The 11,976-nt window shown below is 71.6% G+C and carries 10 protein-coding genes; all 10 read left to right on the forward strand.

Annotated elements, in window-relative coordinates:
• The first annotated feature begins 205 nt into the window (after window positions 1–205).
• The 10 genes from GTY67_RS24475 (at window position 206) to GTY67_RS24520 (ending at window position 11,753) form a co-directional block, all read left to right on the forward strand.
• Window positions 206–1,495: a homoserine dehydrogenase gene (locus GTY67_RS24475; RefSeq protein ID WP_093693152.1), complete on the forward strand. Its 1,290-nt coding sequence runs from the start codon at window positions 206–208 to the stop codon at window positions 1,493–1,495.
• A gap of 7 nt (window positions 1,496–1,502) precedes the next feature.
• Entirely contained in the window at window positions 1,503–2,573 is a 1,071-nt protein-coding gene (gene thrC, locus GTY67_RS24480; protein ID WP_030569176.1) for a threonine synthase, read from the forward strand.
• 561 nt (window positions 2,574–3,134) lie between these two features.
• Window positions 3,135–4,052 (forward strand): homoserine kinase, encoded by a 918-nt coding sequence (thrB, locus tag GTY67_RS24485; protein WP_093693077.1) that lies wholly within the window; start codon window positions 3,135–3,137, stop codon window positions 4,050–4,052.
• A gap of 389 nt (window positions 4,053–4,441) precedes the next feature.
• Window positions 4,442–6,496, forward strand: a complete 2,055-nt coding sequence (gene rho, locus GTY67_RS24490; protein WP_093693078.1) for a transcription termination factor Rho — start codon at window positions 4,442–4,444, stop codon at window positions 6,494–6,496.
• A gap of 331 nt (window positions 6,497–6,827) precedes the next feature.
• Window positions 6,828–7,931 (forward strand): LCP family protein, encoded by a 1,104-nt coding sequence (locus GTY67_RS24495; RefSeq protein WP_161280312.1) that lies wholly within the window; start codon window positions 6,828–6,830, stop codon window positions 7,929–7,931.
• Window positions 7,932–8,069: 138 nt separating this feature from the next.
• Window positions 8,070–8,294, forward strand: a complete 225-nt coding sequence (gene rpmE, locus GTY67_RS24500; RefSeq protein WP_093693080.1) for a 50S ribosomal protein L31 — start codon at window positions 8,070–8,072, stop codon at window positions 8,292–8,294.
• Between the two features lie 152 nt (window positions 8,295–8,446).
• Window positions 8,447–9,523: a peptide chain release factor 1 gene (prfA, locus tag GTY67_RS24505; RefSeq protein ID WP_093693081.1), complete on the forward strand. Its 1,077-nt coding sequence runs from the start codon at window positions 8,447–8,449 to the stop codon at window positions 9,521–9,523.
• A 46-nt stretch (window positions 9,524–9,569) separates the two neighbouring features.
• Window positions 9,570–10,415 carry a peptide chain release factor N(5)-glutamine methyltransferase gene (gene prmC, locus GTY67_RS24510; protein ID WP_093693082.1) on the forward strand — a complete coding sequence of 282 codons (846 nt, stop codon included), beginning with the start codon at window positions 9,570–9,572 and terminating at the stop codon, window positions 10,413–10,415.
• A 52-nt stretch (window positions 10,416–10,467) separates the two neighbouring features.
• Window positions 10,468–11,115 (forward strand): L-threonylcarbamoyladenylate synthase, encoded by a 648-nt coding sequence (locus GTY67_RS24515; RefSeq protein WP_093693083.1) that lies wholly within the window; start codon window positions 10,468–10,470, stop codon window positions 11,113–11,115.
• The gene (locus tag GTY67_RS24520) at window positions 11,112–11,753 is read left to right on the forward strand and encodes a low molecular weight phosphatase family protein (RefSeq protein ID WP_018509915.1); all 642 of its coding nucleotides are present in this window, start codon (window positions 11,112–11,114) and stop codon (window positions 11,751–11,753) included. Before GTY67_RS24515 ends, GTY67_RS24520 begins: the two co-directional genes overlap by 4 nt.
• Window positions 11,754–11,976: the final 223 nt, after the last annotated feature.

The following is an 11,976-nucleotide window of genomic DNA, read 5'->3' on the forward strand; positions in this document are numbered from 1 at the left end:
AGTGAGACTGGTCCACACATGAGCATGACCCTCCGGCGATCGGGGGGTGGGAGAAGGAGCGGTACTGGGTGCGTGCAGCTGCAAGGCGGAGGAATGAGGCATGGCGGAGCCATGGTGATTGACGACAACGCCGCAGATGTGTGCCCGGCACCGCGACGCCGCCCCAATCGCCGGAGGGTCTAGGTATGAGAAACGAGGTCGGATGATGCGTACGCGTCCGCTGAAGGTGGCGCTGCTGGGCTGTGGTGTGGTCGGCTCAGAGGTGGCGCGCATCATGACGACGCACGCCGAAGACCTCGCGGCGCGCATCGGTGCGCCCGTGGAGCTCGTCGGCGTCGCCGTCCGCCGCCCCTCGAAGGTGCGTGAGGGCATCGACCCCGCACTGATCACCACCGACGCGACCGCGCTCGTGCAGCGCGGCGACATCGACGTGGTCATCGAGGTCATCGGGGGCATCGAGCCCGCCCGTACGCTCATCACCACCGCCTTCGAGAACGGCGCGAGCGTCGTCTCCGCCAACAAGGCGCTCCTCGCCGAGGACGGCGCCGCCCTGCACGCCGCCGCCGAGAAATACGGCCGCGATCTCTACTACGAGGCCGCCGTCGCGGGTGCCATCCCGCTGGTACGGCCGCTGCGCGAGTCGCTCGCGGGCGACAAGGTCAACCGGGTGCTCGGCATCGTCAACGGCACGACCAACTTCATCCTCGACAAGATGGACACCAGCGGCGCCGGCTACTCCGAGGCACTCGACGAGGCCACCGCCCTCGGGTACGCCGAGGCCGACCCGACCGCCGACGTCGAGGGCTTCGACGCCGCCGCCAAGGCCGCGATCCTCGCCGGGATCGCCTTCCACACCCGGGTGAAGATCGGCGACGTCCACCGCGAGGGCATCACCGAGGTCACCGCCGCCGACATCGCCTCCGCCCGCCGGATGGGCTGCACGGTCAAGCTCCTCGCCATCTGCGAGCGCGCCGCCGACGGGCAGTCCGTCACCGCCCGCGTCCACCCCGCGATGATCCCGCTCAGCCACCCGCTGGCCTCGGTCCGCGAGGCGTACAACGCGGTGTTCGTCGAGGCCGAGGCCGCCGGGCAGCTGATGTTCTACGGGCCCGGCGCCGGCGGCTCCCCGACCGCCTCGGCCGTCCTCGGCGACCTCGTCGCGGTCTGCCGCAACAAACTGGGCGAGGCCACCGGACCCGGTGAGTCCGCCTACACGCGCCTGCCGGTCAGCCCCATGGGCGAGGTCGTCACGCGCTACCACATCAGCCTCGACGTGGCCGACAAGCCGGGCGTCCTCGCCCAGGTGGCAACGGTCTTCGCCGAGCAGGGCGTATCGATCGATACCGTCCGCCAGCAGGGAAAGGACGGCGAGGCCTCCCTCGTCGTCGTCACCCACCGCGCGCCCGACGCCGCCCTCTCCGGGACCGTCGAAGCGCTGCGCAAGCTCGACACCGTGCGCGGTGTCGCCAGCATCATGCGTGTTGAAGGGGAGTAAAGGACCCATGACCAGCAAGGGCACCCACCAGTGGCGCGGCATCATCGAGGAGTACCGGGACCGGCTTCCGGTCACGGCCACGACGCCGGTCGTCACCCTTCGTGAGGGCGGTACGCCGCTCGTTCCGGCGCAGGTCCTCTCCGAGCGCACGGGCTGCGAGGTGCACCTCAAGGTCGAGGGCGCCAACCCCACCGGTTCGTTCAAGGACCGCGGCATGACCATGGCCATCACCCGGGCCAAGGAGGAGGGGGCCAAGGCCGTCATCTGCGCCTCCACCGGCAACACCTCGGCCTCCGCCGCGGCGTACGCGGTGCGTGCGGGCATGGTCTGCGCCGTCCTCGTACCGCAGGGCAAGATCGCGCTCGGCAAGATGGGCCAGGCGCTCGTGCACGGCGCCAAGATCCTCCAGGTCGACGGCAACTTCGACGACTGCCTCACCCTGGCCCGCTCGCTCTCGGACAACTACCCGGTGGCGCTGGTCAATTCGGTCAACCCGGTCCGTATCGAGGGCCAGAAGACCGCCGCGTTCGAGATCGTCGACGCGCTCGGCGACGCCCCCGACATCCACGTCCTCCCGGTCGGCAACGCGGGCAACATCACCGCGTACTGGAAGGGGTACACCGAGTACGCCGGTGACGGCGTCTCCACCCACGCCCCGCGCATGTGGGGCTTCCAGGCCTCCGGCTCCGCGCCCATCGTGCGCGGCGAGGTCGTCAAGGACCCGTCCACCATCGCCACCGCGATCCGCATCGGCAACCCGGCCTCCTGGGACTTCGCCCTGGCGGCCCGGGACGAATCGGGCGGTTTCATCGACGAGGTGACGGACCGGCAGATCCTGTCCGCCTACCGGCTGTTGGCCTCCCAGGAGGGCGTCTTCGTGGAGCCCGCATCGGCCGCCTCGGTCGCCGGTCTGCTCAAGGCCGCCGAGGAGGGCAAGGTCGACCCCGGCCAGCGCATCGTCTGCACGGTCACCGGCAACGGACTCAAGGACCCCGACTGGGCCGTCGCGGGCGCCCCGCAGCCGGTCACGGTCCCGGTCGACGCGGCCACCGCGGCCCAGAAGCTCGGGCTCGTCTGACCCGTCCGGCGACGCGTCCCGGCGACCTGTCCGGCGACGCGTCCCGGCGACCTGTCCGGCGACGCGTCCGGGCCGGGCGTCGGCAGTCCGGGCCGGGCGTCGGCAGTCCGGGCCGGGCGTCGGCAGTCCGGGCCGGGCGTCGGCAGTCCGGGCCGGGCGTCGGCAGTCCGGGCCGGGCGTCGGCAGTCCGGGCCGGGCGTCGGCAGTCCGGGCCGGGCGTCGGCAGTCCGGGCCGGGCGTCGGCAGTCCGGACCGGGCGGTCCGGTCAACACGAGACAACCCAGCTCAACCGCCCTCTTATCGGGGCGGAGAGCGCATAGGAGGCGGGCGACACGCATCGTGCGCCTCCTGTGCGCCCTATGTCGCGAGGGAACCTTCCTTCGATAAGCTGTACCCCATCCGCCCGACATGCGCCCGACGGGTCTGCCGCGGCGCGATCGCCGTCCTGACGGCGCGTACGGGCCGGGCCACCGGCCCCATCCCCATATCCCCGCAGGCCCCCACCGCCGCAGAGCCACCGCACCGCAAATCCCCGCCGCCTTACAAGGAGTCGTCCAGCCGATGGCCGGTCCCGCGTTCCGAGCCGCCGCCGTCAGGGTGCGCGTCCCCGCCACCAGCGCCAATCTGGGCCCGGGTTTCGACGCCCTCGGCCTCTCGCTGGGGCTGTACGACGACGTCGTCGTCCGGGTCGCCGACTCCGGGCTGCACATCGACATCGCAGGTGAGGGCAGCGAGACGCTTCCCCGCGACGAGAGCCACCTGCTCGTACGCTCCCTGCGCACCGCCTTCGACCTGCTCGGCGGACAGCCCCGCGGCCTGGAGATCGTCTGCGCCAACCGCATCCCGCACGGCCGCGGCCTCGGCTCCTCCTCCGCCGCCATCTGCGCCGGAATCGTCGCCGCCCGCGCCGTGACGACAGGCGGCGACGCCCGTCTCGACGACGAGGCCCTGCTGGAGCTGGCCACCGAGATCGAGGGCCACCCCGACAACGTCGCGGCCTGTCTGCTCGGCGGGTTCACCCTCGCGTGGATGGACGGCGGAGCGGCCCGCGCGATCCGGATGGACCCCGCGGAGTCCGTCGTTCCGGTGGTCTTCGTGCCCGGCCGGCCCGTGCTCACCGAGACGGCGCGCGGGCTGCTCCCGCGCTCCGTCCCGCACGTCGACGCGGCCCTCAACGCGGGCCGGGCGGCCCTGCTCGTCGAGGCGCTGACCAGGCGCCCCGAGCTGCTGCTCGCCGCCACCGAGGACCGCATCCACCAGGAGTACCGGGGCCCCGCGATGCCGGAGAGCGTCGAGTTGGTGCACCGGCTGCGCGCCGACGGCGTGCCCGCGGTGATCTCCGGCGCGGGCCCCACGGTGCTCGCGCTGGCGGAGGAGGGTTCCGCCGACAAGGTCGCCCGACTGGCGGGCGAGGGCTGGGCCGCGAACCGGCTGGCACTCGACGCCGCGGGCGCCACCGTGCTGCCGCTGGCCGCGTAACCGCATGTGATTACCGGTGGCCGAGAGGGGGAATGTTTGTTGGAGCCGGTAGTGTTAACCTCAAGTCTGCAACCGACGTCTTTGAGGCGCGTTGCTTCGTGTCCCCCTCCGGGACCGCCATTCTTCCGGGAGCCTCCCCAACTGCCTGAGCAGCCTGCCTGAGCAGTTTCGAGCACGCTCCGGAACCGGCACGACACCCCTCGCTCGTCCAGGAGTGGGCCGAGCAGGGGGATCTCGCGCCGGACCCCGCACGTTCATCTCTCCGCCGTACCCGGCGGACCACCGCCCCGGCAAGGTCCGCGATCCAGCAAGATCAACAGACCGCAGTCGGACAGCACAACCGGTCGCCGAGCCAGAAGGCCGACGTCCGCTCCAGGGAAGGACCCTTCGTGAGCGACACCACCGATCTGATGGGCGTGACTGCCGACAAGAACGTCGACAGCGCCGCGCCCGCCGAAGGTGCTGCCACTGGCACCACCGCACGGCGCCGCCGCTCCGGCACCGGCCTCGAGGGCATGGTCCTGGCCGAGCTGCAGCAGGTCGCGTCCGGCCTCGGCATCAGGGGTACTGCGCGGATGCGCAAGAGCCAGCTGATCGAGGTCATCAAGGAGGCGCAGGCGGGCGGCGGATCCGCCGCCCCCAAGGCCTCCTCCAAGGCTGGCACCGGGGACGGCGCCCCCGCCGCCGAGGCGGCGGAGAGCAAGCCCAAGCGGCGCGCCACCTCCAAGGCGCGCACCGGGGACGACGCCGCCGCTGCCGAGAAGGCGGCCCAGCAGCAGATCGACATCCCCGGCCAGCCGGCCAGCGACGACCAGCCCACGGGCGAGCGCCGTCGCCGCCGCGCCACCGCGCAGGCGGGCAGCCCCGACACCAAGGCCGAGGCGAAGACCGAGGCCAAGGCGGAGCCGCAGGCAGAGCAGAAGACCGAGGACCGGGGCGAGCCCAAGGGCGACGCCAAGGCCGAGGCCGCCGCCGACACCGCCGAGGGCCGCCGTGGCGACCGCCAGGGCCGTGGTGACCGCGAGCGCGGTGACCGGGGCGAGCGCGGGGAGCGCCGTGAGCGCCAGCGCGACCGCCGGGGCAAGGGCGACGACCAGGGCCAGCAGGGCGGCGGGCAGCAGCAGCGCCCGCAGCGCCAGGGCCAGGGGCAGAGCCAGGGCCAGCAGAACCGTGACAACGGTCCGCAGGACGACTTCGACGACGAGGCGGGCGGCCGCCGCGGCCGCCGTGGCCGCTACCGCGACCGCCGTGGCCGCCGTGGCCGCGACGACTTCGCCAGCGATGTGCAGGTGGCCGACGACGACGTCCTGATCCCCGTCGCGGGCATCCTGGACATCCTCGACAACTACGCGTTCATCCGGACCTCCGGCTACCTGCCGGGCCCGAACGACGTGTACGTCTCGCTCGCCCAGGTCCGTAAGAACGGCCTGCGCAAGGGCGACCACGTCACCGGTGCGGTGCGCCAGCCCAAGGACGGCGAGCGGCGCGAGAAGTTCAACGCGCTGGTCCGCCTCGACTCGGTCAACGGCATGGCCCCCGAGTCCGGCCGCGGCCGCCCCGAGTTCCAGAAGCTGACCCCGCTCTACCCGCAGGACCGGCTCCGTCTGGAGACCGACTCCAACATCCTGACGACGCGGATCATCGACCTGGTGGCCCCGATCGGCAAGGGCCAGCGCGGGCTCATCGTGGCCCCGCCGAAGACCGGCAAGACGATGATCCTCCAGGCCATCGCCAACGCCATCACGGTCAACAGCCCCGAGTGCCACCTGATGGTCGTCCTGGTCGACGAGCGTCCGGAAGAGGTCACCGACATGCAGCGGTCGGTGAAGGGCGAGGTCATCTCCTCGACCTTCGACCGCCCCGCCGAGGACCACACCACCGTCGCCGAGCTGGCCATCGAGCGCGCCAAGCGCCTCGTGGAGCTGGGTCACGACGTGGTCGTCCTCCTCGACTCGATCACCCGTCTGGGCCGTGCGTACAACCTCGCGGCGCCCGCCTCCGGCCGCATCCTCTCCGGTGGTGTCGACTCGACCGCGCTCTACCCGCCGAAGCGCTTCTTCGGTGCCGCGCGCAACATCGAGGACGGCGGCTCGCTGACCATCCTGGCCACCGCGCTCGTCGAGACCGGCTCGCGCATGGACGAGGTGATCTTCGAGGAGTTCAAGGGCACCGGCAACATGGAGCTCAAACTCGACCGGAAGCTCTCGGACAAGCGCATCTTCCCGGCGGTGGACGTCGACGCGTCCTCCACCCGTAAGGAAGAGATCCTGCTGGGCACCGACGAGCTGGCGGTCGTCTGGAAGCTGCGCCGGGTGCTGCACGCACTCGACCAGCAGCAGGCGATCGAGCTCCTCCTGGACCGGATGAAGAAGACCCAGTCCAACGCGGAGTTCCTGCTCCAGATCCAGAAGACGACGCCGGGTAGCGGAAACGGCAACGACTGACGTATCCACGGCAGTTGACGCCGAGGGCCCCCAGCACCACGGTGCCGGGGGCCCTCGGCGTTCCCGGCCCCCGCCCCGAGACCTTTGCCACACGCCGGCCCGCCGGACCACGCCCCCGCAGGTGCGTGTACGGGGCAGGAAACCGCAGGTGAACGCGGAAGCGCGGCCCGTCCGCCGACCCTCTCGCGCCCTTCGCCGCTCACACGGGACACACAGGGCCCTGTGCAACCCTTTTTGCTGCTTCGCCGTCTGATCAAGAGATGACAAACCCTCCCGGAAGCATCACGGCCGGGGGCCAGGAGCAGGCGGAGCGCCGTAACGAGGGAGACGCGTGAGCGAGCAGAAGAAGACCCCGGGGCGGATACGCGGCTCCGGCACCCGCCGGAGGAAGCCCTCGCGGAGCCACCGCGCGAAGGCCATCACGGCCTGGACGGTGGCGGGCGTGGTGGTCGTCGGCGGGGCCGGGCTCGGATACGCCTACGTCACCCTCGACGGCAACCTCTCCAGCGTCGACATCGACGCCAAGCTCGGTACCGACCGCCCCGACGACGTGGACGACGGCTCGCAGGACATCCTGGTGCTGGGCTCCGACTCGCGCTCCGGTGACAACGGCAAGTACGGCGCCGACGAGGGCGCCGCCCGCTCCGACACGGCGATGGTCATGCACGTCGACAAGGGCCACAAGTCGGCGAGCGTCGTCTCGATACCGCGCGACACCCTGATCGAACGCCCCGCCTGCGCGAGCGACACCACGGACGAGACGGTCCCCGCCGCCCACCGGGCCATGTTCAACACCGCCTACGAGGTCGGCGGGCCGGCCTGCGCGGTCAAGACCGTCGAATCGATGTCCGGTATCCGCATGGACCACTACGTCGAGGTCGACTTCACCGGCTTCGAGAAGCTCATCGACGAGCTCGGCGGCGTCGAGATCACCACCAGGACCGCGATCAACGACTCCAAGAGCCACCTCGACCTGGAGCCGGGCACCCACACCCTGGACGGCGAGGAGTCCCTCGGCCTCGTCCGTACCCGCAAGAGCGTCGGCGACGGCAGCGACCTGGGCCGTATCCAGCTCCAGCAGGCGTTCATCAAGGCGCTGATGAAGCAGGCCAAGAACGTCGGGGTGTTCTCCAGCCCCACGAAGCTGTTCGGCCTCGCGGACGCCGCCACCAAGGCGCTCACCACCGACTCCGGCCTCGGCTCGGTCAAGAAGCTCACCGGCTTCGCCAACGGCCTCAAGGGGCTCGGCGCGGACAACGTCCACATGGTGACCCTGCCGGTGGAGTACGACCCCGCCGACCCCAACCGGGTCCTCCCGCAGGAACAGGCCGGCAAGCAGGTCTGGGCCGCCCTGAAGCAGGACCGGCCCATCCCCGCCTCCGCCACCGAGAAGTCCGCCGGGGACAAGGGCGAGGCCGGACAGGTGGTGCGCTGAGGCCCGCGGGGAATACCTGCGGCCCGCCCCCGGTTTTGGGAGATACGGCTGGTCCTGGCAGACTGGTACGTCGGCCCCGGTTCACGGCCGCGCAATCCGCGCGGACGACCCGGCGCCCTCCCGAAACTAGGAGACACCTTGAAGCGCGACATCCACCCCGAGTACGTCGAGACGCAGGTCAGCTGCACCTGCGGTGCGTCGTTCACCACCCGGAGCACCATCGACGGCGGCAACATCCGCGCCGACGTCTGCTCCGAGTGCCACCCGTTCTACACGGGCAAGCAGAAGATCCTCGACACCGGCGGCCGCGTGGCCCGCTTCGAGGCCCGCTTCGGCAAGGCTGCCGGCTCCGCCAGCAAGTAGCGAGCCACTGCGCCGGTTCCTGGCGCCCTCTTCCCGGGGGCGTCGGAACCGGCGTTTTTTCCGGTCGGGTGTGCGGGGGAGCCCCCGGCACACCCCACCCGGCAGTACGCCCTCCAGCAGGTCGCAGACTTACATCAACCAGGAGCCCCCGAATGTTCGAGGCGGTCGAGGAACTGATCGGCGAACACGCCGGTCTTGAGAAGAAGCTCGCCGACCCGTCGGTCCACGCCGACCAGGCCAACGCGCGCAAGCTGAACAAGCGCTACGCGGAGCTGACCCCGATCGTCTCCACGTACCGGGCCTGGAAGCAGACCGGCGAGGACATCGAGACCGCCCGCGAGTACGCCGCGGACGACCCCGACTTCGCCGCCGAGGTCAAGGACCTGGAGAAGGAGCGCGAAGAGCTCACCGAGAAGCTCCGCCTCCTCCTCGTACCCCGCGACCCCAGCGACGACAAGGATGTCCTCCTGGAGATCAAGGCGGGCGCCGGCGGTGACGAGTCCGCCCTGTTCGCCGGTGACCTGCTGCGCATGTATCTGCGGTACGCCGAGCGCATCGGCTGGAAGACCGAGATCATCGACTCCACCGAGTCCGAGCTCGGCGGCTACAAGGACGTCCAGGTCGCCGTCAAGACCAAGGGCGGCAACGGCGCCACCGAGCCCGGCCAGGGCGTCTGGGCCCGGATGAAGTACGAGGGCGGCGTGCACCGCGTGCAGCGCGTGCCCTCCACCGAGTCCCAGGGCCGCATCCACACCTCCGCCGCGGGCGTGCTCGTCACCCCCGAGGCCGAGGAGGTCGACGTCGAGATCCACGCCAACGACCTCCGTATCGACGTCTACCGCTCCTCGGGCCCCGGCGGCCAGTCCGTCAACACGACCGACTCCGCCGTCCGCATCACGCACCTGCCGACCGGCGTCGTCGCCTCCTGCCAGAACGAGAAGAGCCAGCTCCAGAACAAGGAGCAGGCCATGCGCATCCTGCGCTCCCGGCTGCTGGCCGCCGCCCAGGAGGCCGCCGAGCAGGAGGCCTCCGACGTGCGCCGCAGCCAGGTCCGCACGGTCGACCGCTCCGAGAAGATCCGTACGTACAACTTCCCGGAAAACCGCATCTCGGACCACCGCGTCGGCTTCAAGGCGTACAACTTGGACCAGGTACTCGACGGAGAACTCGACGCCGTCATCCAGGCGTGCGTCGACGCCGACTCCGCCGCCAAGCTCGCCAACGCGTAAGCGCACCGCCCGCCCCGCACACCCGTGAACCGTACGGAGAACCGCGATGAACCTGCTGCTCGCCGAGGTGGCCCAGGCCACCCAGCGGCTGGCCGACGCCGGTGTCCCCTCACCGCGATTCGACGCCGAGGAACTCGCGGCCTTCGTCCACGGCGTGAAGCGGGGCGAGCTGCACCAGGTGCCCGACACCGACTTCGACGCCCGGTACTGGGAGACCATCGCCCGTCGTGAGGCCCGCGAACCGCTCCAGCACATCACCGGCCGCGCCTTCTTCCGCTACCTGGAGCTCCAGGTCGGACCCGGCGTCTTCGTGCCCCGGCCGGAGACCGAGTCGGTCGTCGGCTGGGCCATAGACGCCGTCCGCGCGATGGACGTCGTGGAGCCCGTCGTCGTCGACCTGTGCACCGGCTCGGGCGCCATCGCGCTCGCCATGGCGCAGGAGGTCCCGCGCTCGCGCGTCCACGCCGTGGAGCTCTCCGAGGACGCCCTCAAGTGGACCCGGAAGAACGCCGAGGGGTCCAGGGTCACCGTCCACAAGGGAGACGCCCTGAGCGCCCTTCCCGAGCTGGACGGCCAGGTCGACCTGGTGATCTCCAACCCGCCGTACATCCCGCTCACCGAGTGGGAGTACGTCGCCCCCGAGGCCCGCGACCACGACCCGGAGATGGCTCTCTTCTCCGGCGAGGACGGCCTCGACACCATCCGCGGCATCGAACGCACCGCCCACCGTCTGCTCCGCCCCGGCGGCCTCGTCGTCATCGAGCACGCCGACACCCAGGGCGGCCAGGTGCCGTGGATCTTCACCGAGGAGCGGGGCTGGGCCGACGCCGCCGACCACCCCGACCTCAACAAGCGGCCCCGGTTCGCCACCGCCCGCAAGGCCCTGCCGTGACCGGCCCCCGGCGCCACACCCCGTACCCGTACACGCTTGAGGAGGCCGGCTGATGGCACGGCGATACGACTGCAACGACGCCACCGACCGGACCAGCGGGCTGCGCGAGGCCGCGTCCGCCGTCCGCCGCGGCGAACTGGTCGTGCTGCCCACCGACACCGTGTACGGGATCGGTGCGGACGCCTTCAGCTCCGAGGGCGTCGCCGACCTGCTGGACGCCAAGGGGCGCGGCCGCAACATGCCCACCCCCGTCCTCATCGGCTCCCCGAACACCCTGCACGGCCTGGTCACCGACTTCTCCGAGCAGGCCTGGGAGCTGGTCGACGCGTTCTGGCCCGGCGCCCTCACCCTGGTCGCCAAGCACCAGCCCTCGCTCCAGTGGGACCTGGGCGACACCCGCGGCACCGTCGCCATCCGGATGCCGCTGCACCCCGTCGCCATCGAGCTGCTGACCGAGGTCGGCCCGATGGCCGTCTCCAGCGCCAACCTCACCGGACACCCCTCTCCCGAGGACTGCGACGCCGCCCAGGGCATGCTCGGCGACTCCGTCTCCGTCTACCTCGACGGCGGCCCGACGCCCGGCATCGTGCCGTCCTCGATCGTCGACGTCACCGGCAGTGTCCCGGTCCTCCTGCGGGCCGGTGCGCTCTCCGTCGAGGAGCTGCGCAAGGTGGTCCCCGACCTCGAGGTGGCCAATTGACCGCCCCCGAGGGGCGTGGCATAGCGGGGCGGACCGACACCTTCCGCATCCTCCACGTCAGCACCGGCAACGTCTGCCGCTCGCCCATCACCGAGCGGCTGACCCGCCATGCCCTGACGCACCGCCTCGGCGACCCGCTCAGCGGCGGCCTGATCGTGGAGAGCGCGGGCACCTGGGGCCATGAGGGCGCCCCCATGGAGGCCAACGCCGAGGTCGTCCTCGCCGACTTCGGCGCGGACGCCAGCGGCTTCGTCGGCCGCGAGCTCCTCGACGAGCACGTGATCCGCGCCGACCTCGTCCTCACCGCCACCCGCGACCACCGCGCCCAGGTCATCTCCATGGGCCACTCCGCGGGCCTGCGGACCTTCACGCTCAAGGAGTTCACCCGGCTGGTGCGGGCGATAGACCCCGCCACCCTGCCCGACCCCCTCGACGAGGGCGTCGTGGAGCGCGCCCGCGCCCTGGTCCGCGCCGCCGCCGCACTGCGCGGCTGGCTGCTGGCCCCGACCGCCGAGGCGGACGAGGTCTACGACCCGTACGGGGCGCCCATCACGTTCTTCCGCTCCATCGGCGACGAGATCAACCAGGCGCTGGACCCGGTGGTCACGGCGCTCACGGGCGTACGCGCGCCGCACTGACGGCGTACGCGCGCTGTACGGAGACGGCGTACGCGCGCCGTACGGAGGGCCGGCGGCAGACCGACGCACATGCTCCCGCACCGGCGTACACGCTCCGCACCGGCGCACATGCCCCGCACCGGCGGACACACGAGCACCCTGGCGTACGCCCCGCCACCGGTGCGCCGACCGGCGTACCGGACGTTCCGACAGCGGGCACACCGCCCCGCCCCGGCCTACATTG

The organism is Streptomyces sp. SID8374 (assembly GCF_009865135.1).
Lineage (GTDB): Bacteria > Actinomycetota > Actinomycetes > Streptomycetales > Streptomycetaceae > Streptomyces.

Bases quoted from the DNA above. Each gene is read 5' to 3' on its own strand.
- prfA (WP_093693081.1), top strand. From the start codon at position 8,447: ATGTTCGAGGCGGTCGAGGAACTGATCGGCGAACACGCCGGTCTTGAG.
- prmC (WP_093693082.1), top strand. From the start codon at position 9,570: ATGAACCTGCTGCTCGCCGAGGTGGCCCAGGCCACCCAGCGGCTGGCC.
- GTY67_RS24515 (WP_093693083.1), top strand. From the start codon at position 10,468: ATGGCACGGCGATACGACTGCAACGACGCCACCGACCGGACCAGCGGG.
- thrB (WP_093693077.1), top strand. From the start codon at position 3,135: ATGGCCGGTCCCGCGTTCCGAGCCGCCGCCGTCAGGGTGCGCGTCCCC.
- GTY67_RS24475 (WP_093693152.1), top strand. From the start codon at position 206: ATGCGTACGCGTCCGCTGAAGGTGGCGCTGCTGGGCTGTGGTGTGGTC.
- thrC (WP_030569176.1), top strand. From the start codon at position 1,503: ATGACCAGCAAGGGCACCCACCAGTGGCGCGGCATCATCGAGGAGTAC.